The organism is Fictibacillus norfolkensis, assembly GCF_014836645.1.
In the GTDB taxonomy this organism is placed as follows: Bacteria; Bacillota; Bacilli; order Bacillales; family Fictibacillaceae; genus Fictibacillus; species Fictibacillus norfolkensis.
Genome location: NZ_JACSQM010000009.1, coordinates 1 through 22,363, shown reverse-complemented (window position 1 = coordinate 22,363; position 22,363 = coordinate 1). Strand labels below are relative to the sequence as shown.

19 protein-coding genes, 2 tRNA genes, 2 pseudogenes and 2 riboswitches are annotated in these 22,363 nt (G+C 40.0%); of the genes and pseudogenes, 6 read left to right on the top strand and 17 right to left on the bottom strand.

Going from position 1 to position 22,363, the window contains the following annotated elements:
• The first annotated feature begins 88 nt into the window (after positions 1–88).
• From H9648_RS16860 to H9648_RS16850, 3 genes are read left to right on the top strand one after another with little or no spacing between them, the layout of a single operon-like run.
• Positions 89–430, top strand: a complete 342-nt coding sequence (locus tag H9648_RS16860; RefSeq protein WP_191754968.1) for a PadR family transcriptional regulator — start codon at positions 89–91, stop codon at positions 428–430.
• Positions 423–905 carry a hypothetical protein gene (locus H9648_RS16855; RefSeq protein ID WP_191754967.1) on the top strand — a complete coding sequence of 161 codons (483 nt, stop codon included), beginning with the start codon at positions 423–425 and terminating at the stop codon, positions 903–905. The genes H9648_RS16860 and H9648_RS16855 overlap by 8 nt, the downstream gene beginning before the upstream one ends.
• Positions 902–1,420 carry a permease gene (locus H9648_RS16850; protein ID WP_191754966.1) on the top strand — a complete coding sequence of 173 codons (519 nt, stop codon included), beginning with the start codon at positions 902–904 and terminating at the stop codon, positions 1,418–1,420. Before H9648_RS16855 ends, H9648_RS16850 begins: the two co-directional genes overlap by 4 nt.
• Positions 1,421–1,551: 131 nt before the next feature.
• Here H9648_RS16850 and H9648_RS16845 read toward each other — a convergent pair.
• From H9648_RS16845 to H9648_RS16835, 3 genes and pseudogenes are all read right to left on the bottom strand, one after another.
• Positions 1,552–2,891 (bottom strand): annotated as a pseudogene (locus tag H9648_RS16845) (amino acid permease).
• Between the two features lie 132 nt (positions 2,892–3,023).
• Positions 3,024–3,102, bottom strand: a riboswitch (glycine riboswitch).
• Positions 3,103–3,432: 330 nt separating this feature from the next.
• Positions 3,433–4,032 (bottom strand): prolyl hydroxylase family protein, encoded by a 600-nt coding sequence (locus H9648_RS16840; protein ID WP_318243553.1) that lies wholly within the window; start codon positions 4,030–4,032, stop codon positions 3,433–3,435.
• Positions 4,033–4,448: 416 nt separating this feature from the next.
• Complete coding sequence (locus H9648_RS16835) at positions 4,449–4,997, bottom strand: DUF488 domain-containing protein (protein ID WP_191754965.1); 549 nt, start codon at positions 4,995–4,997, stop codon at positions 4,449–4,451.
• A 406-nt stretch (positions 4,998–5,403) separates the two neighbouring features.
• On the opposite strand from H9648_RS16835, the gene H9648_RS16830 reads away from it, so the two are divergent.
• Positions 5,404–6,327 (top strand): DMT family transporter, encoded by a 924-nt coding sequence (locus tag H9648_RS16830; RefSeq protein ID WP_191754964.1) that lies wholly within the window; start codon positions 5,404–5,406, stop codon positions 6,325–6,327.
• A 214-nt stretch (positions 6,328–6,541) separates the two neighbouring features.
• Here H9648_RS16830 and H9648_RS16825 read toward each other — a convergent pair whose 3' ends face one another.
• Together H9648_RS16825 and H9648_RS16820 are read right to left on the bottom strand one after the other, a co-directional pair.
• On the bottom strand, positions 6,542–7,021 hold the full coding sequence (locus tag H9648_RS16825) for an SRPBCC family protein (protein WP_191754963.1): 480 nt from the start codon (positions 7,019–7,021) through the stop codon (positions 6,542–6,544).
• 138 nt (positions 7,022–7,159) lie between these two features.
• A pseudogene (locus H9648_RS16820) lies at positions 7,160–8,233 on the bottom strand (amino acid permease).
• A gap of 133 nt (positions 8,234–8,366) precedes the next feature.
• Positions 8,367–8,445: riboswitch (glycine riboswitch) on the bottom strand.
• 204 nt (positions 8,446–8,649) lie between these two features.
• Here H9648_RS16820 and H9648_RS16815 point away from each other — a divergent pair.
• The gene (locus H9648_RS16815; protein WP_191754962.1) at positions 8,650–10,581 is read left to right on the top strand and encodes a DUF2075 domain-containing protein; all 1,932 of its coding nucleotides are present in this window, start codon (positions 8,650–8,652) and stop codon (positions 10,579–10,581) included.
• Positions 10,582–10,619: 38 nt separating this feature from the next.
• A complete protein-coding gene (locus H9648_RS16810; RefSeq protein ID WP_191754961.1) occupies positions 10,620–10,928 on the top strand; it encodes a nucleotide pyrophosphohydrolase in 309 nt (102 codons plus the stop codon).
• Positions 10,929–11,004: 76 nt separating this feature from the next.
• Here H9648_RS16810 and rlmH read toward each other — a convergent pair whose 3' ends face one another.
• The 12 genes from rlmH to H9648_RS16750 form a co-directional block, all read right to left on the bottom strand.
• Positions 11,005–11,484 carry a 23S rRNA (pseudouridine(1915)-N(3))-methyltransferase RlmH gene (gene rlmH, locus H9648_RS16805; RefSeq protein WP_191755060.1) on the bottom strand — a complete coding sequence of 160 codons (480 nt, stop codon included), beginning with the start codon at positions 11,482–11,484 and terminating at the stop codon, positions 11,005–11,007.
• Positions 11,485–11,564: 80 nt separating this feature from the next.
• On the bottom strand, positions 11,565–11,729 hold the full coding sequence (locus H9648_RS16800; protein ID WP_137791296.1) for a CxxH/CxxC protein: 165 nt from the start codon (positions 11,727–11,729) through the stop codon (positions 11,565–11,567).
• 385 nt (positions 11,730–12,114) lie between these two features.
• Positions 12,115–13,323, bottom strand: a complete 1,209-nt coding sequence (locus H9648_RS16795) for a S1C family serine protease (RefSeq protein ID WP_191754960.1) — start codon at positions 13,321–13,323, stop codon at positions 12,115–12,117.
• Positions 13,324–13,478: 155 nt separating this feature from the next.
• A complete protein-coding gene (locus tag H9648_RS16790) occupies positions 13,479–14,276 on the bottom strand; it encodes an MBL fold metallo-hydrolase (RefSeq protein WP_144696598.1) in 798 nt (265 codons plus the stop codon).
• A 16-nt stretch (positions 14,277–14,292) separates the two neighbouring features.
• Complete coding sequence (locus H9648_RS16785) at positions 14,293–15,132, bottom strand: two-component system regulatory protein YycI (RefSeq protein ID WP_191754959.1); 840 nt, start codon at positions 15,130–15,132, stop codon at positions 14,293–14,295.
• The gene (locus tag H9648_RS16780) at positions 15,129–16,535 is read right to left on the bottom strand and encodes a YycH family regulatory protein (RefSeq protein WP_191754958.1); all 1,407 of its coding nucleotides are present in this window, start codon (positions 16,533–16,535) and stop codon (positions 15,129–15,131) included. The genes H9648_RS16785 and H9648_RS16780 overlap by 4 nt, the downstream gene beginning before the upstream one ends.
• A complete protein-coding gene (walK, locus tag H9648_RS16775) occupies positions 16,532–18,364 on the bottom strand; it encodes a cell wall metabolism sensor histidine kinase WalK (protein WP_191754957.1) in 1,833 nt (610 codons plus the stop codon). The genes H9648_RS16780 and walK overlap by 4 nt, the downstream gene beginning before the upstream one ends.
• Positions 18,365–18,369: 5 nt before the next feature.
• Positions 18,370–19,074: a response regulator YycF gene (gene yycF, locus H9648_RS16770; protein WP_066244253.1), complete on the bottom strand. Its 705-nt coding sequence runs from the start codon at positions 19,072–19,074 to the stop codon at positions 18,370–18,372.
• 424 nt (positions 19,075–19,498) lie between these two features.
• A complete protein-coding gene (locus tag H9648_RS21015) occupies positions 19,499–20,959 on the bottom strand; it encodes a peptidoglycan DD-metalloendopeptidase family protein (protein ID WP_191754956.1) in 1,461 nt (486 codons plus the stop codon).
• 202 nt (positions 20,960–21,161) lie between these two features.
• Positions 21,162–21,749, bottom strand: coding sequence for a glycerol-3-phosphate acyltransferase (locus H9648_RS16760; protein WP_191754955.1), 588 nt, complete (start codon positions 21,747–21,749; stop codon positions 21,162–21,164).
• A gap of 454 nt (positions 21,750–22,203) precedes the next feature.
• Positions 22,204–22,279 (bottom strand) — tRNA-Phe (locus H9648_RS16755).
• 7 nt (positions 22,280–22,286) lie between these two features.
• Positions 22,287–22,362 (bottom strand) — tRNA-Asp (locus H9648_RS16750).
• Between the last annotated feature and the right edge of the window lies 1 nt (position 22,363).

Genomic DNA, 22,363 nt, shown 5'->3' with positions numbered 1-22,363 from the left:
TTATTCAAGATTTGACATAACACTGTTAACGACAGTATACTGTTAATGACAGTAAAAAAATAAATTAGAAATGGAGAGTGTATACATCATGAAACATACAGGAAGACATACAGGAGCATTTCTATTGTTATTTCTTACAGAAGGAGATAATTACGGGGGAAGACTATTGCAAAAATGTGAAGAAGAGCTTCCAGTCAATCCCATCGATAGCGCGATCTTGTATCGTACATTAAAAAAATTGGAGCAAGAAGAAGCAATTGAATCTTATTTGAATACCACTGATCAACACAAACCAATGAGGATGTACAAAATAACCGCCATTGGAAAAAAAAAATTAGAAGAACATCAGTTGGATATAGAGGAAAAAATGAAGAATTTATCCTTTTTCATAGAGAAATATAACGATTGGAAGACACAAATTAATGCTTAGCGGAATCATTCTATATAGCTTAGCCACTATTTATTTGATAATTTCTTTTAAGAAAAATAAACTCAAAACAAAATTAGCGTTAATTAGTGCATGGAAAATGTTTCGAAAAGTTCTCCCAGATTTATTAGCAATCATGTTATTTGTTGGATTAACGTTGTCATTATTGTCACCTGACTTGATATCTTCAGTGATAGGTGAAAATTCGGGATTATTAGGTATGGTTTATTCTACAATTCTTGGCTCTGTTGCTTTAGTTCCAAGCTTTATTGTCTTTCCTCTCGGTCGTACACTCGTTCAAAATGGTGCTGCCCTCCCTCAAGTAGCGGTTTTAATGTCTACCCTAATGTCTGTAGGACTTGCTACTTTAACTATGGAACAAAAAATATTTGGGAGGAGTTTTGCGTATGCTCGAAATGCCTCTGCCATAATTATGTCTCTTCTATTTGCATGGATAGTTTGGGTGGTGATGGTGTGAAAAAATTAAAAAGATATCGTCTCTTTCTAGTATTACTAGTGGGACTGTTAGTAATTGCATATATAAATCAGTCTATTGCCATGAATACTATTCAGTTAACTGCTGAAAGTCTCTGGAATATGCTGTTTTTACTTCCACCGATTTTTATTTTAGTAGGGCTATTAGATCAGTGGATAAAAAAAGAATCTTTAATAAAATATATGGGTGACAAATCGGGTATATATGGAATCTTGTTCACCTTAATATTAGCAACTGTTGCTGCAGGTCCACTTTATATAGCCTTTCCCATAGCAGTGTTATTATTAAAAAAGGGAGCTAGCGTTCGTTATATCGTGTTTTTCTTAGGAGCTTGGTCCACTGTAAAACTACCCGTACTAGTATATGAATTCACTTCATTCGGTGCAAAGTTTACACTTACTCATATTTTCTTTGGACTAGGTTTTTACTATATAGCTGGAATCCTTTTTGAAAAAATATATGATCGGCAAAATTTATTAAAGAATGAAATTGTATAAGGCAACCTTCCACTCCAATCAATTGTCAAAGGTGACGGAGTTAAAAGCAACTATCTTCTAGAAAAGAGCGATTTAAAAAGTAGAGAAACCAACACGAGTTCCTCTACTTTTTTAGTGTGTATAATATTAGATTAAGGTCTTTTCCTAAACGAAAAAAGAATAAACAACAGAATAAACCAAATAGGTGTCAGCAATAACGCCGGACGTGTAGCGTCTGCCACAAGCAACACGATTAAAATGACCCCGAACAGCGCGAGTACCACATAGTTAACGAATGGAGCAAAAGGTGCTTTGAATGTTGACTTCTTGTGCAGGTCTTTACGTGTTTTACGGTATTTAATATGGCTGAACAAGATCACGCTCCACACCCAGATGAAACAGATCGCACTAATGGTTGTTACGATGCCAAAAGCTTGTTCTGGGATCAGCTTACTGAGGAGCGCTCCCACTGAAACAACTATAGTCGAAACCCAAAGCGCGTTACCAGGCACCGAATTTTTCGTTAGTTTCTTAAAAGATCGAGGAGCCTGTTCACTCTTGCTTAAAGTAAATAGGATACGACTCGTTGAAAATAATCCGCTGTTGCAGGCAGATGCCGCTGAAGTCAACACAACAAAATTGATGATTCCAGCCGCAAGCGGAATTCCTATTAAGCTGAACGTTTTAACAAACGGACTTTCCACTGCGTTTAACTCTGTCCAAGGATTGATGCAGAGCAGCACGATCAATGCGCCAACGTAGAAGAATAGAATTCGAAGTGGAATCTTATTGATCGCAGAGGGAATATTCTTTCTAGGATCAGACGTTTCTGCTGCAGCCACACCAACCAATTCTACTCCGACAAACGCGAAAACAACCATCTGAAAAGAGAGTAAGAATCCCGTCATGCCATTAGGAAACAAACCTCCATGATCCCACAGGTTGTTTATAGAGACCGTTCCCGCATCCGTCTGGTAACCAATAACAAGTAGAACAACGCCGATCACAATTAACGCTAGAATCGTAACCACCTTTATTAAAGCGAACCAAAACTCCAATTCCCCAAAAAGCTTTACCGTTAATAGATTCAGTCCAAGTAAAAGAAGCAAACAGACAATTGCTGGAACCCACTGCGGTATGTTAAACCAATATTGTACATAGACACCGACCGCTATCACATCTGCCATCGCTGTCATGATCCAGCAGAACCAATACGTCCATCCTGTGATAAACGCAGCTCGCGGACCAAGATAATCCTCCGCGATATCGGTAAACGACTCATAGCCTTCCTTCGAAAGCAACAGTTCCCCTAGTGCTCTCATCATAAAAAACAATGCAATACCAACGTTAAATAAGCAAATATAACAGACGGTCCGGCAAGCTGAATCGCTTTTCCTGAACCCAAAAATAACCCCGTACCAATTGTTCCGCCAATGGCAATCAGCTGCACATGGCGGTTAGCTAAATCTCTCTTCAACTCTTGCTGTGACACGTATGAATCCTCCTTCTAAGATGCAAATACAACGAAAAAAAGAGACTGGAAGAATCTCCAATCTCGTGTACATTAGAATATGAAAAAAACATTCACTGCGCTATAAATGACAGGCACAACAAAGTCAAAATTCAATACTCTTCTGTCCGTTTGCCTGAGATTGTGAACCCTTCGGCGCCGCTTAACATGCGGTCTCTCCAGAAGCTGCTCCTACTGTAGTACGACCTACAGCAATCATAGCTTGCTATCTTTAATATATATTTCTAAATAATTCCCTATACTAGTACGAACTTAGGAAAATGTCAACCTGTAACATAGAGTTCACTTTTTTTTATTAAACTTCATTAAAGCCAATGTGGCTAAAAAAATGATAAAAAATGTGCTAACCACTACTGTCCAGTTCATATCGTTCTCCTCTCACCCTTTATCTATCTCTCTACCCTGGAAAAGGAAAACAAAATCATTCAGGTAAACCGTGACTTCTATCAAAATCAATAAAGCCAGAGACTTGATAATATCTCTGGCTTTTACATGATGATCACTAGTGACGTGGCTTTTCTCTGAACCAGAGCGTAGCTATCCATTTCTCACCTTTTGTTAAGGGACGAGAACCATGAAGTGAAAGATGATGTGGGTGATCTGTATTTTTTATACAGTTTTCAAAAACGAGTAAACTCCCTTCTTTAGGAGCTACTTCGAAATTTAGCGATGGAAAAAAAGTTTCTCCTCCTCCAGTAGTCACAGAGTTTAAATAGAGAAGGGCTGTTACGATCCGTTGTCCTCCATTCGATAAATATGTTCTCCCTAACTGAGTGGAGGGACTAAACGTATCATAATGAGCATCAAATTTTCCGCCGACCTGATACCTAACCACTTGTAACTGTTCTGCATGAGTAAGCGGCTTGTTTACTATAGAGGCAATGCGCTGTGCAATCTGATGAACCGTTTCATTTAACAGATGAGGAAGCCACGCTTGATCTGATTTTCGTATGTCCGCTGCTCCAACGACCGTTGAAGGCTTTAAACGTTCTTTGGCTAAAGCTATTAATTGCTGACATTCACTATCACTCAATATATTTTCGTAAATCGCAACAAAAGGTATTTCACTGTAAACAATAGAAGGCTCTTTCAACTTAATCACCTACATATCCTAAATTTACAGCTATCCTATGCCATACCCATAGTGACCGTGAACCTAAATTCTTTTTGTCTGTTAACAGAAAACTCCGTTAGAATAACCTCGGTAGTGGGTTGATTATAGGGTATTTCTTCTACATGTAATAATGTTAAATAAAACAGTAACTACTGCATAAAATAAAAAACATAAAAATAGTACACCCTGTGCAGGTTTTTATAATTATGTTCTATCATTTTTTCAAAACAACATTATAAAATTAAATTCTTTCATATGTGCAATCTCGGCTAATAGAAATTATAGAAAAGCACTTCTTTTTTATCCATAAATGAAGCGTCGAATACGGTCTTCATGCTTCCTTTAAAAAAGCGCCTGCCCCTTTTAGTAGTTGGGACAGGCATCTTTGTTTGCATTTTCTCATTTTATAGTTTCGGATACACGACGGTCCCATCCTCTTCAATGATTGGCACGGCTCCCCACTGTCCCAATTCATGAGAGACTATCCTAGGATCTCCCTTGGAATTAGGTATAAGATGGCGCACATCCCATCCATTTGCCTGTAGCCAGTTGCTGATAAGCAGACGGTGACATCTTGCCGGGTGATGTTCTGAACACATATAAACCAGATTTTTTTGTTTAGCTTGTTCCTTGAGCTGTTCCAAAGCATACTGAAAATCATCCGTGAGCGTATAATCTGCATAGTTGTGAAATGAACGGTTATTCCAACCTTCGTTCAATTGCTCTCCTACAACTCCGGCTATTTTTCTTCTACCGCCTAGACCTGGGTAATGTCGATAATAAATTCCTGCTTCTTTCAACCATTGGACCATGTTTTCTTTATTAAAATGTGAATTCCTACGACTTGCAGGAAATGCCCGGACATCTGCAACAAAGCTAATTTCTGCTGCTTGGAGTATCTTTAAGAACTGTTCTTTTGAATGATTATAATGTCCAATCGTATAGATTTTCATAATGAATCTCCCTTTTAAAACCAATACTGTCTTAACTCCGGATTACTCTTTTTTCAAGGAGCGTTCGGAATAGGGTGCCATAGATTCGCTATATCTACTAATCGTTAAGTTTTAACATAGTCAATATTAAACGGCCACATCTCACATATTAAATACCCTTATTAAACTGGAATGAATCAAAGGTACATTTCGTATATTTAGGATGCTAATAAATAATTTAAAGAAGAAATTAACATATTAAGTAACTTCCCTTGCAAAGTATGTTAAGTAAATGAAGCACGAGAACCGTCTCTGTGCTTCCGCTTCTCAAGAACTTTCTTGATCCTAGATAATCTTCTCATTCTCATGTTTTTTCAGGACAAGCATAAGATGGTAGAAGAAATAATTGAGAAAGGAATGCCTATCTATGATCTCGTTTCGAAAAATGCTAGGAGCCTCATTATATGCCACCATGTCCATCAGTTTTTGGGGAATATCTTTTGTCTCGACTAAAGCAGTACTGGACAAGCTTGATCCTTTTACTCTTCTGGTCATCCGTTTTGGTATAGGTGCATTGTTTTTATTTATACTTATCCTTGTGAAAAAGAAACATTCCATGAAACTCCCGATACAGTATATCCCGCACTTAATTGTATTAGGGATTCTTGGGGTTTTTCTTCATCAGGTCATTCAAGCGAGCGCACTTTTATCTATTGATGCATCCTCTGCAGGCTGGCTCATTACGTTCTCTCCGGTTTTCACTGTCGTTCTTTCCATGGTCTTTCTGCATGAAGAGTTGACAGTTCCAAAGGCAGTTGGAATTATTTTGGCCATTAGTGGTGTGTTGCTGGTCACAACAGCAGGTGGAGATAGGTCCTTAGGATTCTCAATCAACATCGGGTATCTACTGATGGTTCTCAGTACCTTAAATTGGGCCATTTATTCAGTTTTACTAAAAAGCCTAAAGGTGCCCTTGCCTGCATTGGTCCTCACCTTTTACATGAGTGCTTTGGGACTTTTGCTTACTCTCCCATTCATTTATCAGAATAAAAGCTGGGAAAAGCTTGCTCTTCTAGATGGAGTAGAATGGGCTCATCTTATTTTCCTTGGAGTCTTTGTATCCGGTATTGCCTATTGGTACTGGGCAAAAGCATTGGAGGTGTTGGAAGCAACTCAAGTATCTGTTTTCTTATACCTCGAACCAATCTCTACACTAATAGCAGCCGTGCTACTTCTACATGAAAAGGTCATTTATACCAGTATTCTAGGTGGAGCAATCATTATCCTTGGGGTTATTATCGTAAATGGTCATCTAGTTGGACTGATAAATCGATGGAGTGCGAGGAGGTAGGGAAAGCAAAGGGACGGTTCTGCTGCTTCCTAACTTACAACTGTAAACACTAAAGGATTCACCTTTCCATCTAATTATACAATAAGAAGCACGAGAACCGTCCCCGCGCACCTAAACTAAATAACTAAAAGATACGCGCTGATCAATAACTGAAACAATCCAGAGATTTAAAAAAATCTCTGGATTGTTAATCCGATAAATTTCATGTGTCTATTTACAATTTCTCAGTAAAAGCAGCAAGATTTTCTAGCGTGGACCTTAGTCCAGTGTCGTGATCTTCCTTACGAATACCTTCTGGTACGTTTTCACAAACGATTGTAACATTAGTGCCTCCCGAAACATCTTCCAATATCCATTTCTGTATCATCTCACCCGAGAAAGCAGGATCTTCGGAATTGAAGTTAACAGATTGGATAATTCGCTGGTTTGGGACCAGCTCCAAAAATGTTCCTTCCGCCACATCGGTGTTATCCGACGTTTTGCCAAGAATCAACTCATCCAATTCATACGTAAGCGTCATTTTATAAGCTCCTCCTTCACGGCAATCATAGGTATCAATTTTACCCGACATCCCTTCAGGCGGAAGCCATTGAATTAGTGAATTCGGATTTATAATAGCTAGATAGACGATTTGAGGTGGAACTGGGATCACTTTTGAAGCAGTATCTGTTCTCCGATTTCTTGACAAATTCACCCTAAAAACCTCCTTGTAATTAACTCTAAAGGAAAATTCGTCGCTTCCTGCTTATCACCTGCTTAAAGATGCTACTTATAAAATGTAAGATGTCTCTAAAGATCCAGATCAATGATGCATTCCAAATAACCAATCCTTTTATTTCAGCATAGGTTTTTTAAAAGCATACAAGAAAAATAATAAAATAAACCAAATGGGTGTCAGCAATAACGCCGGACGTGTAGCTTCTGCCACGAGCAGCACGATCAAAATTAACCCAAACAGCGCGAGCACCACATAATTAATGAATGGAGCAAAAGGTGCTTTGAACGCTGACTTATTGTGCAGATCAGATCGTGTTTTACGGAATTTAATATGGCTGATCAAGATCACGCTCCACACCCAGATGAAACAGATAGCACTGATGGTTGTTACGATGCCAAAAGCCTGCTCTGGAATCAACTTGCTGAGCAGCGCTCCCACTGAAACGACTATAGTCGAAACCCACAATGCGTTTCCCGGCACAGAATTTTTCGTTAGTTCCTTAAAAGATCGAGGAGCCTGCTCACTCTTGCTTAACGTAAATAGAATGCGACTCGTCGACAAACGCGAACACAACCATTTGGAACGAGAGTAGGAAACCAGTCACACCATTAGGAAACAAACCTCCATGATCCCACAGGTTGTCTAAGGAAACCGTTCCCGCATCCGTTTGGTAACCCATAACGAGTAGGACAACGCCTATCACAATTAACGCTAGAATCGTAATCACCTTGATCAAAGCGAACCAAAACTCCAATTCTCCGAAAAGCTTTACGGTTAAAAGATTTAGCCCAAGTAAAAGAAGCAAACAGACAATTGCTGGAACCCCCTGCGGTATGTTAAACCAATATTGTACATAGACACCGACCGCTATCACATCTGCCATCGCTGTCATGATCCAGCAGAACCAATACGTCCATCCTGTGATAAACGCAGCTCGCGGACCAAGATAATCCTCCGCGATATCGGTAAACGACTCATAGCCTTCCTTCGAAAGCAACAGTTCCCCTAGTGCTCTCATCATAAAAAACAATGCAATACCAACGTTAAATAAGCAAATATAACAGACGGTCCGGCAAGCTGAATCGCTTTTCCTGAACCCAAAAATAACCCCGTACCAATTGTTCCGCCAATGGCAATCAGCTGCACATGGCGGTTAGCTAAATCTCTCTTCAACTCTTGCTGTGACACGTATGAATCCTCCTTCTAAGATGCAAATCAAACGAAAAAAAGAGACTGGAAGAATCTCCAATCTCTCTTGTACATGAGAATATGAAAAAAGCATTCACTGCGCTAAAACTAACAGCACAACAATGTCAAAATTCAATACTCTTCTGTCCGTTTGCCTGAGATTGTGAACCCTTCGGCGCCGCTAACAAAGCGGTCTCTCCAGAAGCTGCTCCTGCTGTAGTACGACCTACAGCTATCATAGCTTTCTATCTATTAATTTTTTTAGTTCTGAATATAGTTTTTAATACTATTACGGAGTTGGGGTTTTGTCAAATGTACAATAATGGGTTCTAATCTACTTACATTAATAATTATTAATCTGCTACCTTTAAAAGTGATAAAATATATGGAGAAGAATCCCAAAAGAGGTGACACACTTGATTATTTACGAAGCGACAAAAACCGAATTTATTTCCGATGTTACAAACGAGCTTCTCGTCGAACGTCTTTACGAGTCATACCAACAGAAAATCGGCCGTACTTCTAAAAGTGAAATCAACTCATGGGAGAACTCTCTTCACCGTATGTCAAATGTGATGCAGGATAACGAGATTCCGGATGATGCATCTGTCGCGATAGAATTCAAGATTCCGAATACATCTAAACGAGTCGACTTTCTAATAGCTGGCCATGACGGTGCTCAAGATCATGTGGTGATTGTAGAGTTAAAACAGTGGTCAGAGGTTGAAAAGGTAACGTCTAAAGATGCGCTTGTGTCTACCTATCTTGGAGGGAAAATGAGAACGGTAACGCATCCATCTTATCAAGCTTGGTCATACGCTGCTTTAATTGAAGATTTTAATCAGAATGTACAAGATCAACATATTGCATTGAAACCGTGTGCCTATTTACATAATTATCGAAAGTTAGAAAATGACCCATTGATGGACCCTCACTATTCAGATCATCTTGTTAAAGCACCTGTGTTTGCAAAAGGTGAGATACAGAAATTAAGAGATTTTATAAAGAAATACGTTCGTTACGGTGACCATAACCAATTGATTTATCAGATTGAGCGAGGTAAAATTCGGCCGTCTAAATCCTTACAAGATTCTCTCGCAAGCTTATTAAAAGGTAATCAAGAATTTGTGCTTATTGATGAACAAAAAGTGTTTTACGAAGATGCCTTTCACTTAGCAATTGAGAGTATCAAAAGCAATCAGAAGACAGTAATGGTAATTGAAGGAGGACCAGGAACCGGGAAATCCGTTATGGCTATAAACCTTCTTGTGAATCTTATCAATGAAAACTTAACAGCCCTATATGTCTCAAAAAATTCAGCTCCACGTAACGTTTATGCTTCTAAACTGAAAGGCACCATCAAGAAAACACAAATCGATAATCTATTTAAAGGTTCAGGTAGTTTCTATGAATCAGAAAAGAATGAGTTTGATGTACTCATCATAGATGAAGCTCATCGTTTGAATGAAAAGTCAGGATTATTCAGCAATTTAGGAGACAACCAGATAAAAGAAGTAATCCATTCATCTAAATTTACTATTTTCTTTATCGATGAAAACCAAAAAGTGACACTAAAAGATATTGGAAGTATAGATTTAATTAAAAAGTATGCAAATGAGTTAGATGCTGAATTAGTACAAGGGAAACTCACTTCACAATTTCGGTGCGATGGATCTGATGCATATATCGCCTGGCTTGATGACGTACTTCAAATCAGAAAAACGGCTAATACAAATGATAGAGGCGTAGATTACGACTTTAGAGTGTATGATAATCCGAATAGTATGCTGCAGGAAATTGAAGAGCTAAATAGGAAAAACAATAAATCACGTATGCTTGCCGGTTACTGTTGGGAGTGGCCAAAAAATGGTCGGACGAGTACTCTTCATAAAGACATTGTTATTCCAGAACATAATTTTAATATCAGCTGGAACCTCTCTGACAGCATATGGGCAATACACCAGGATTCTGTCTCTGAGGCAGGTTGCATTCACACATCTCAAGGACTTGAATTTGATTATGTCGGTGTTATTATTGGGCCAGACCTTGCCTTTCAGGATGACCAGGTAATGACCGACTACACAAAACGCGCAAAAACTGATCAATCCCTTAAAGGTATTAAGACGCTAGCAAAAGAAAATCCAGAAAAAGCTCATGCCCTGGCAGACCAAATTATTAGGAACACATACCGAACTCTTATGACTAGAGGACAAAAAGGATGTTTCATCTTCTGTACGGATCCAGAATTAAATGAGTATTTTAGAGAACGACTGAAGAAATCAGTTGTTTATCAGGATTTGTCACCTCGTCAGGTAGAAGTGGCTGCGGAAGATCGGAGTAAGTATTAAAGCTAGTTTGTAAACAAACACAAAAAAGGATGAACAACATGAATGAAATTAAGCAGCTAATAAACGCTATCAATGAATTTCGAGATGAAAGAGGATGGAAACCTCACCACAATCCAAAAGATCTTGCCATTTCTCTTTCCATTGAAGCAGCTGAATTATTAGAAGATTTTCAGTGGAAAAGCAGTGAAGAGGCTGTAGAACAAAACATTGAAAACATTAAAGAAGAAATTGCTGATGTATTCATCTACGGACTTATGCTCTGCAGTGAATTGGATTTAGATGTCGAGACAATTATTAAAGATAAGATTAAGAAAAATGGGTTGAAGTATCCTGTTTCAAATAGTTAGATACGAAAAAAAAACAAAATGAAATAAGAAACAGCACCTTTATAAAGGAGGTGCTGTTTCCTTATTTAAAGGATTATTATTTATGGTAAGGTTCCCCTCGATTAATCCTGAAAGCTCTATAAATCTGCTCAACCAACACCAGCTTCATCAACTGATGCGGATACGTAATCTTTCCAAACGAAATCTTCTCATTCGCGCGCTTCATGACAGCATCACTCAACCCTAAAGAGCCTCCAATGACGAAGGCAACCTTGCTCTTGCCATACGTCGCAAGCTGATCTAAATTCTTAGCTAAATCTTCAGATGACACAGCCTTACCTTCGATCGCCATTGCAATCACATGAACATCCTGACCGATCTTTGCCAGAATTCTTTCACCTTCAGCGTTTTTAACCATGATCATCTCTTGATCACTTAGTGTTTCAGGTGCTTTTTCATCTGGCACCTCGATAATTTCTACTTTTGCATAAGGTCCTAGTCGTTTTAAGTATTCATCAATACCTAGTTTTAAGTATTTTTCTTTTAATTTCCCTACGGAAATGATTGAAATATTCACTTGTTGAAAACTTCCTTTCAAATAAGTTATCCCCAGAACTTATCCACATATGCACAATTAGTGCTATATCTTGTAGGCGTTCATATGTTCGATACTTTATATGCACCTTTGTTATCGCAGTATTCACAACCTGTTGATAACTCGTCATTCTCTGTTAGTAACTCAACAACAGGTGGCGTTTCAAACTCATCCACAATGATGTCAATCGCAAGCTCAGCATGGTCTTTGCAACAAATAATAACCAAATCTTTTCCCTCCTAACTTATCCACAATCCTTCTTCTTACACTAACGAAATTACAGCTGTGTGTAAACAATCTGCTAAAATAAAGTTGTCCACATGTGGAATCAACTAATAGTTTTTTCTTAAATGGTGGGTGACGTTTTGTTTTTCTTGTCTTAGTCTCTTTATTTTTCTTCCTTCACCGCCAAGTTGATTGAAGTGTAAGGTGGCGAGACTCCTGCGGGACAAGCGGTCAGGTGAGACACTTAATGGCGCATAGCGGCAAGTGGCTCACCGCCTGCCCCGCGGAAAGCGAGCAACCTGGAACGGAAATCAACTCACTTCCAAAGACACCAAAGCCTCACCAAAAAGAAAAACAGGAGACCCTAAAGCCCCCTGTTTCCCGCTTTTATTGAGATTGCTTACCACCGCTCAATTCAACTTTCACGGTCTTCTTCTTCCCATCACGATAATACGTCACATCCACCTCATCACCAATCTTCGCTTTTGTATAAAGGAACTTACGAAGAGCGATTGGGTCTTTAATCTTCTCTCCACCCATCTCGACAATAACGTCCATTTCCTTAATACCCGCACGAGCTGCTGGTGAAGCTGACGTGATCTCCATAACAACGACACCTTCTTGTACGCTGTCTGGAATCTTCAACGTTTGTTCACGCTGATACGTGTTCACTTGAGAAAGCGGAATGATGTTAACCCCTAAGAACGGTCGGCGTGTTTCACCATAGTTCTCTAGGTCTTCGATGATCGGTTTTGCCACATCAGATGGAATGGCAAATCCGATTCCTTCTACTTCGTTCTGAGCAATCTTAGAAGAGTTGATCCCGATCACCTGACCAGCGATGTTAATCAAAGCACCACCGCTGTTACCAGGGTTGATCGCTGCGTCTGTTTGAATAACTTCAGCTTGCCAATCTGGGTTTCCGTCTTGATCCAGATCAACTGGAATCGAACGGTCCGCACTTGATACGATACCTTGTGTGACTGATCCTGGGAAGTTTCCGAGCGGGTTACCGATCGCGATAGCAGGTTCACCACGTTTTAAGTCACCAGATACCCCAAATTCCGCTACACTATCGACCTTGCTGCCATCAATCTCAACTACAGCTAAATCCATGAGAGGATCTGTTCCACGTAGTGTGCCTTTAAGCTTCGTGCCGTTGCTAAGCGTGATCTCAATCTGGTTCGCATCGGCCACAACGTGGTCATTTGTTACCACATACGCTTTATTGCCTTCTTTTTTATAAATAACACCTGATCCTGTGCCCGCTGGCTGCTGGCTCCAAAAATCAGTCTGCTGAATGTTGATGACTTCCACTACCGCTCCAGATGCTTTATCAACGGCATCCGTTACATTCGTCGTCAGATCGACATCCACTTTTCGCTGTTCTACATCTTCGTCAGTACCTAGACCATTTTGTTCTTCATTCGGAGGATACAGATTGTCTGGCAAAAGACCAGCTCCTCCTAGTGCAGGTACTGTAAATAAGACAAGCAAACCGCCTAGAATAGCTCCTAGCAAAGCTGGTAGAAACTTTCCTCCACGGTTTCCTTTTTGTCGAGATGGTGATTCATAATCATCATCGTAATAGCCCATATGCTCCTCACCGTTCCTTTCAACAATTAAATGGATGAATTCATAACCTAGTATAAGCAATTAGTCCTGAAATTATGGACATTTTGGGTTATTTTTCATAATTTCCCACACTTATTGTTATTTCCGGAAACGGCTTACTTTAAACAAGTAAGTATTTAGACTAAAGCCAATTTTGTTGGCTGACTCGCATCTGTATCGTGCAGAATCACTTGTTCACCTGCTGAGATATCATACGTTTTTAACGTCTGCTCAACAGCTAAGCGAGCAATATCCTTCATGTTGTTGTCTCTACTCAAGTGAGCAAGATAGATGTGTTTCGTGCCGTCACCGATTACATCAGCGAGAGCATGTCCACAATCTTCGTTCGAAATATGACCATGGTCCCCTAAGATTCTTCGTTTAATGTTCCATGGATAACGTCCCATCATGAGCATGTTGATGTCATGGTTCGATTCGATCACGAGCGAGTGGCTGTCACGAATGATACCTTTCATACGATCGCTTACATAGCCTGTATCTGTCATGAGTGCTAGCTTGCGGCCGTTGTGATGAAACACGTAGAACATTGGCTCCGCCGCGTCATGAGACACGCCAAAGGATTCAACTTCTAAATCGTTGAACGTTTTAACACTTTCCATCTCAAACTCAAACTTTTGCTCGGTCGCTACTTCTCCAATCAAACCGTTCATAGCATTCCACGTGTTTTTGTTCGCATAGATCGGCAGCTTAAATTTTCGAGCCAGCACACCGAGTCCTTTTATGTGATCGCTATGTTCATGCGTGACGAGGATGCCGTCAATGTCGGCCACCTCACCACATGCTGCTTTTTCAAATAAAATCTGAATCTGTTTGGCACTTAAGCCCGCATCCACGAGCAAGCGTGTTTGTTCGGTTTCAACGTAAACAGCGTTTCCCGAACTGCCGCTTGCAAGAACGCTAAATTTTAAACTCATAACCGCATGTTCCTCTCTACTCTGCCTTTTCCGTCAAAACTTGAATGGAACTGTCAGTCGCATTAACTAAATACTGTCCGTCCTTGGTTTCTATGAACCACGTAGGTGTATAAACCTGAACTTCCCCTTCACCTACAAGGCTATAGTGGCCAAGCTCTACTTTTTGTATATGATCACCTTTTTGAAGGTTCGTTTCTAATAGTTTCTCAAGCGCCTTGCTAGGTGAGATGATCTGTTGAAAAGCACCCTGTCTTGTAATAAAGAGATAGGTCTGCATAAAACTAGTAAGATTTCCTTTGTCATCAAGCTTGAACTTAATCATTCCGTTCGGCACATCAAAATCTTTTCCGTCAGAAACAATGCCAAAATTAGTAGGATTATAGAAGACCTTTTTCTCTTGATAGACTTGTGTAAACCAGACGATATTGCTCTTTTTATCCCATTCATAAAAAGCGTATTCTTTACCGCGGGTTATGTTATCTTCTGCAAATTGATTAAGCTCTGAGATCAGATCTTTTGTATCCTTCTTCGGAAGATCCATCGGTTTACTAAGATTATATTGAAGGGTGATGTCAGTGCTCGCTTCCTTATCCAGCGATACATTTTTTTCAGGGAATTTCTTTTCTTCCTCCGAGAACTTGTAACGCTGGGCACTGATTAAGGTTTGTTTTTCTTTATATTTCGGCAGCTTTTCCGATAGTGATATTTCGTTATTCGCTAACCGCTCTTCTAAAGGCTGATCTGTAAGTCTCGAGATGTTGTTAATGTCGTTCTTTTGATAGAGCTGATAACCCAAGAATAGATTTAAGACAAGAAAGGTAAGGATAAAAATACTTTTTGTTCTTTGCCAATTCAATTAAATCCTTCCTTTCCTGTCTGTGAAAATAACGGCTGCCATCCTTTAGCATCATAATTAATAAACCATTGTGGCTCTAGCTTATATACATGTGGTTCTTTTTGCTTTTTCATCGTGAATCCAATTCGAATATCTTGTACATAGTTCTGGTTGTAATCTTTTTCTTCAAGCTCTTTAATAACATCTAACCCTGATTGGATGTTTACCTTCTGTGAAAGATAAGACTTTTGGTCGAGTTGTAACTGAACGAGTGAGCGCTGATATTCCTTAAGCTCGTTTTCATACCACACTAGGCTCATCTGCATCTCCGGATCCAACACAGGCAAATTCTCAACAAACAGCCAGAAGTTTGCGGAATACGTTGATAGACCGGAAAGAATATATGGGTTTCCCCATCCTGCGTGCGTATTGATGTAGTCTAAAGATTGATAGAGTGGTGAAATATTTGGTGTTGTGTTTGGGTTCCGATTTCCGGCAAAGTTTGTGAACGTGAATCGATTTTGCACCTCATTCACAACCATTGCTGCTGTTCCATCAGCATATGTGATCTGATTTTTATCAGATGCACTTTTAACAGCTAACGGATCTTTAAACAGTGCTTTTTTATACGTTTCATACGTATCTTCACCTGTTGCTTTAGAAAAGTACGTATAGCGAGTTAAGGCTAATGAATCTTGAGGTAAATAAAACCTTCTAAGGATCTCTGCTTGTCCTTCTTTCCCGTCACCCTCAATGTCATACTTGATATAAGGAATTAAGTTCCCCGTATCGACCCACTTATCCATATCTCTTATTAACGGATTTAGCTCATTATTAGTAGCCCTAATCTTTTGCATCTTATTTTGTTGATAAGAAACAAGATAGCCTTCGATACTATCTGTCATCTTATCTTGATATAAAAAGATTCGGTCTACATTTTGTGGTTTAGTAGCTTGTATCTCGGATTCAAATGAGAAGATTTCTTTATAAATATCCTGACTCATACCTACTGGAAAAATAATCTCCACATACTTGTTGTCGCGTAAAAACTTTTCATTAGGATCGAAAGCTCGATTATTTTTAGAGCCAGTATCAAATGTAAATTTTGTTTCGTTCAAGCCCATTTGAAATTCTTTCATTAAGTTGCTTGCTTCAAGTCCGTACAACTCATCCCCACTATGGTAGATCACCTGTGTAGGGTAAACAAGTTGCTTCATGCCAGCTTCAACATCTACTTCCTGTTTCTTAACGATACGAGCTCCTTCTAAAGATGGATAGCTTGGCTTGAAAGTCCATAAGCTCCATGTGAGAACAAGGCTCAAACCGATTAATAAAGTAAGCGCGATCGATTTGATATGTTCATAATTCTTCTTAAAAAATGTGATCACTTCTTTTGCATGTGTAATCCACTTTAACCAGTTCATTGCTGCAGCCCCTCCTTAACCTTTTTTAAAGGAAGAGTAAAGTGGATGGTCGTTCCTTGGCCCCATTCACTTTCTGCCCAGATGTCTCCGCCATGCGCAAGTACGATTTCTTTTGCGATCGCGAGACCTAGGCCTGTGCCTCCAATATCTCGAGAACGGGCACGGTCTACCCTAAAGAATCGATCAAAGATCTTAGAAACGTTATTCTTCGGGATTCCAACACCTTGATCTGAAATACTTACCTTCACCTTGCGGCCGATCACGGAAGCGTTAAAGGTGATCGTTCCACCTTCAGGAGAATATTTCATCGCGTTCGAGATGATATTATCAAGCACTTGTGTCATCTTATCCGTATCCAGTTGAACGTTGATCTTGTGCTTAGGCAGGGACCTTGAAAGTTCAATATTTTCCTTTTCAAGCATCTCAAAACGATCGATGATGCCGTTTAAGAAGTCGACAAGATCAATTTCAAAAAAGTTAAATCGGTAATCTTTGCTGTCCATCTTTGATAATTGAAGCAGATCGGTTACGAGCCTGATCATACGTTCTGTCTCGTTCTGAGTAACCTCTAAGAAACGCGGAGCGATGTTCTCATCTTGCCACGCCCCTTCAGCCAGCGCCTCCAGATAACTTCTCATCGTCGTCAGCGGTGTTCTTAATTCGTGCGAAACGTTGAATACAAACTCACGTCGTTCATTATCGATCTGTTCTTGTTCAGTAACATCATGAAGAACACAAATAAGACCATTGATTGGCCCGTCATCTTTTTGTATCGTGGAGAAGTTTGCTCGCACCACATAATGCATGTCGTCTGTACTAAAATCGAGCAGCATGGATTCGTATTCGTTATAAAGCTCTTCCCACGTGTATTCCGTATTTAAACGCAATAGCTCCATAAGAGGCGTTCCCAGCGCGTTCTGTCTAGAGATGTTCAGCATCTCTTCAGATCGGTCGTTCATCAGGATGATCGCTCCGTCACGATCTGTCGCAATCACACCATCTGTCATGTACGTTAGAACGGAACGCAGCTTTCTACGTTCACTCTCTGTAATGGCCGTTGCTTCTTGCAGCTTAGTTGTTAAGTTGTTAAAGGTCATAGCAAGCTGACCGATCTCATCGTCTCCATACAGCTGAACTTTTCGAGAAAAGTCCCCTCTTGCCATAACAAGAGCTTGCTTTCTCATATCTGCCATAGGCCGTGTAATCGTACGTGCCAAAAAGACCCCTAGCAGTCCGGTTATAATAAGAGCGATTACGGTTCCTGTCACTAGAATGCTATTAATACGAGAGATTTGTTTAAAGATACCTTCAATAGAAGCTACTAAATAGATAGCCCCAATGTTCTCACCTGTAGCATCAATTTTGATCGGTTTTGCGAGCACCATGACCCGCTCTCCTTCATGAAGCATGATCTCATCATCGACCGTTCCTTCAAGAGCAAGCTTGATCTTCGGGTTGAAGCTGATCTGCCCCACCAACTGCGGTTTATTGCTCGCAAGCACCATACCGTCTTCATTAAGTACTTGGATCTCTTTCTCTTCGAACTCCTCGTCAATTAACGCTTGAATATCATCTTCAAGCGTTATCGGATCTTCACCATCTTCAGCTTTCTTTTCTTTGTACCGATCTTTGTCTTTCATCTTTTGCTCAACGTTAAACTCTAATAAATTCACTCTATCGTAAAGTGATTTAGAGAAACTCTGCCGAAGATCAGTTTCTAAGTTGTTGATAAAATAAACGCTGATCACTTGCATGGCTATTAAGATGAGCAACACATAAATCAATACAAACTTAACGTGTATTGATTTAAAAAAATTGACTTTATCCATCATAACTACTCCTGATCAGGATTTCTTAGGTAATACCCCACTCCGCGTCTTGTAATGATCCATAATGGGTGACTTGGATTATCTTCTACTTTTTCACGCAGACGACGAACCGTTACATCGACCGTTCTTACATCCCCAAAATAGTCATATCCCCATACCGTTTGAAGCAAGTGTTCACGCGTCATCACTTGTCCGATATGTTTGGCTAAATAATGCAGCAGTTCAAATTCACGATGTGTTAACTCAATCGTTTCACCACGTTTAGTCACGATATACGCATCAGGATGAATCGTAAGAGAACCGATCGTGATCTCATTGTTCTCATCTACCTCACGCTCTGATTCCTGCTGATGACGGCGCAGGTTAGCCTTAACACGTGCAATTAATTCCCGCGTGCTGAATGGTTTTGTCACGTAATCGTCTGCACCAAGCTCTAAGCCTAATACTTTATCAATTTCAGAGTCTTTTGCAGTTAGCATAATGATCGGCATATCGTACTTTTTACGAATCTCACGACAAACTTCCATGCCGTCTTTTAGTGGAAGCATAATATCTAATAAAATCATATCCGGCTTCTCTTTTTCTACCTTTTCTAACGCATTGATGCCATCATACGCGCAGCTTACGGTAAAACCTTCTTTTTCAAGATTAAACTGCAGAATATCTGCAATGGGCTTTTCATCATCCACAACGAGAATTTTCTTATCCATGAGAACGCTCCTTTTTCGGAAACTCTATTTTATATATAGCAGAATATTTTGTAGTATCGATTATATGGTATCTCTACTATTTTATCACAGTTGAAACTTTCTCCATACTACTAGCAAAACCTTCTAATTTTAGACAAAGAAAAGTTGGTTTCACTCTAGTTTTACGGTTGTGTAGCGTGAATTACATCCTGAAAAGTAATTCTATTAGATTCTAGCAAGAAAAACCTCCCAGGAAGCTATTGTTCCTAAGAGGTTTGTTTATTATATATCATCATTGAAGGGTTGATTGTAGTGTAAGATGCGAGACTCCTGTGGGACAGGCGGGCAGGTGAGACACTTAAAAGTGAAACGTACAAATGTGGCTCACCGCCTGCCCCACGGAAAGCGAGCATCTGAAACGAAAATCAACCTACTTCACATTACTTTAATTTTCACTTACAAAATCAGCTGGATCTTTAAGAACACCATTCTCATACACTTCAAAATGCAAATGCACACCAGTCGATTGACCCGTTGAACCCATCACACCAATCTTAGACCCCTTCTGCACCACATCACCTGCTGAAACAGAAATAGAATCTAAATGAGCATAAATGGTTCTCATGCCGTTATTGTGATCGATAATGATCTTGTTCCCATAATCTCCATCCCATCCTGCAGAAACAACTCTACCGTTATCTGCAGCCAGGATTGAGCGTTCTGAAGGTCGGGCAATATCCATACCTTTGTGTTCTTTACCCCAACGCGTGCCTTTATGGCTAGAAATATATCCACCTACAGCCGGCCATGAAAGAGTGCCTGTCCCTTTAGAAGGAATCACTTTTGTACCAATCTTTTGAATTTCCGTAACCGGTGTCTTCACTTGATTCTTCTCTAATATCTCTTTTTTCAGCACTTTGTTATCAGCTTTTCTTGTTGTATACGTAATATCTTCTAAGCCAACTTGTCCTTTTTGAACCGTTTTGATCTGTCCTTTTTCCAGCGTACTGTCTTCTTGTTTCTCAACCTGGAAAGGAAGTTCATTCTGAACACGTGTTGCTTCGTACAGAAGTACTTCAGTAAAAGGCTTTTTCTCTGTAACCGTTACTGCCTGTCCCGTACGAACAACCGGTACTAGCATAAGCCTTGGGTTTAGCGTAAAGAACTGATCCATCGTTAAGTGATATTTTTCTATGATGGACTGAACCGATTCTCCCTTTTGAACCATATGCTCTTTTTTGTGCAGACTTCCTTCTTTTAAAGAAGTAATGGCATCATCTACCGTAACGAGCTCACTGATGGACGTTTGCGCTCTTTGAATAAGTACTGGCGCTGAAAAGTCGATATCAACCACTTTTCGTTCTCCCGGTTTTAAGTCCGGTACTTCAAGCTTTTCGTTCTCTGCTTTCTTTTTTTCGATGTCATCTAGCTCAGCCTTTGAGACATGCTCAAGCTTTAACTTCAGCAACGTATCTTTCGCTTCTTTTTTGCTAGAAACATACGCAACAGTTTGTCCGCCAACGACCAAACGATAAGCCTCAACTTCAACCGTTAGCTGGTCCTTCAAGTTCTCTCTTACTTCTTCGTTATCGAACTCTGGTCTGAACATCTTTTCAGGCTTAAGCTCGATAGACTCTCTCACCGCAAATGTAAAGTTATTCTTTCTGCCTTTTGCCTGTTGGAGAATTTGGTCCACTGCCTCATCGACAACACTTTCTTCACGAACCGTTCCAACCTTCTTTCCATCTACATAAACGTGATACACCGTTTTGATCAACTGGTTATCGTCGCTACTCGCGGATGTGTTCGATGGATTCATCGTGAATGCTGACACTATTAGAATCACTGCAACAAACGGCAGTGCGATATATTTAATAAATCTTTCAGTGGTTTTTCGACTGTTCACTTTTTCTATTTCCCCCTAAAGATTCTCTCTGCTATCTCTAAAATATGTCTAAAGACCTACTGCTTCTTATGTCTTTAGCACCTCTAGTATCCTATCATAAGGAATTTCGCTTTGTCAGAATTTCAGGGATTTTGTAATGCAATTGTAAATAAACGACATAAAAAAGAGCATAAATTCACCGATTTATACCCCTTTTTTACACTTATTCCGTTATTTTGATGCGTTCTTTTATATCTTCTTTTTGAACATACACAACGAGGAAGCTGATCGGAATCAGAAGCAACGTCTCTAGCCACTGCTTTTCAAACAGCCAGTAGAAGAAAGGAGTGAGTGCAAAAGCAAAGAGTCCCGCTACGGTTAGACTTCTTTTTATTCCGTAAAAAAGCAGAAACGCAGCTGCTACAAGAACCGCAGATATCGGATGAAAAATAATCATACCTCCGATAAAGGAAGCCACTCCCTTTCCCCCATGAAAACGAAGAAAGATCGGATAAAGGTGCCCTAGAATCACCGCTAAAAAACCGAGAAGCTGTATATAGGGTGGATATTGAAATTGTATCCCTGCCCAAACGACCGCAGCCGCTTTTAAAATGTCGCCAGCTAACGTGAGTACGAATCCTGATGACCCTAATACTCTGCCAGCATTCCGCGCTCCTATATTTCCGCTGCCTAATAATCGTAAGTCAACGCCTTTTATAAGCTTTGCTACAAGAAACCCTGTCATGATGCAACCAACAAGGTAACTCGCGATCAAATACAGCGCCCATTCAAATTCCATCTGTATGATCACTACCTTCCTCATCCCAATTGATACACTATATTCGAACGATTGAGTACTTATCCCTCTTTATCAGCATTAAAAGTCTATGGTTGGTGTGAAAATGTATGAAACGTGAGTGAGTAGATGCTGATTTGTGCAGTGCATGTCTCTTTGTATGCTTTTTGGGAGGCATATCGGTGTTGTTTTTGCGGTCAGAATAGGCCAGCACATATACCTAGCGGGGTACTCAAACTGTAGATTAAGCCTAATCGTGATGTAATTAAGTCTAAACGAAAAAAATTAAGTCAAAATCGATATCAATTAAGTCTAAGAGACAACATAAAGGCCATTCGATCATACTCGACATTCACGCCTCCGCTCAATACCCCTCACCCAAGCCTGCCCACAAAAACACAAACACAAATAAAAAAAGCATGCTCCCTTTTCAAGGAACATGCAACATGTTTTAGGATTTAAAGTAAAATGGTGGCTCGAGACGGAATCGAACCGCCGACACGAGGATTTTCAGTCCTCTGCTCTACCATCTGAGCTATCGAGCCAAAAAAGTGGCGGACCCGACCGGGGTCGAACCGGCGATCTCCTGCGTGACAGGCAGGCATGTTAACCACTACACCACGAGTCCA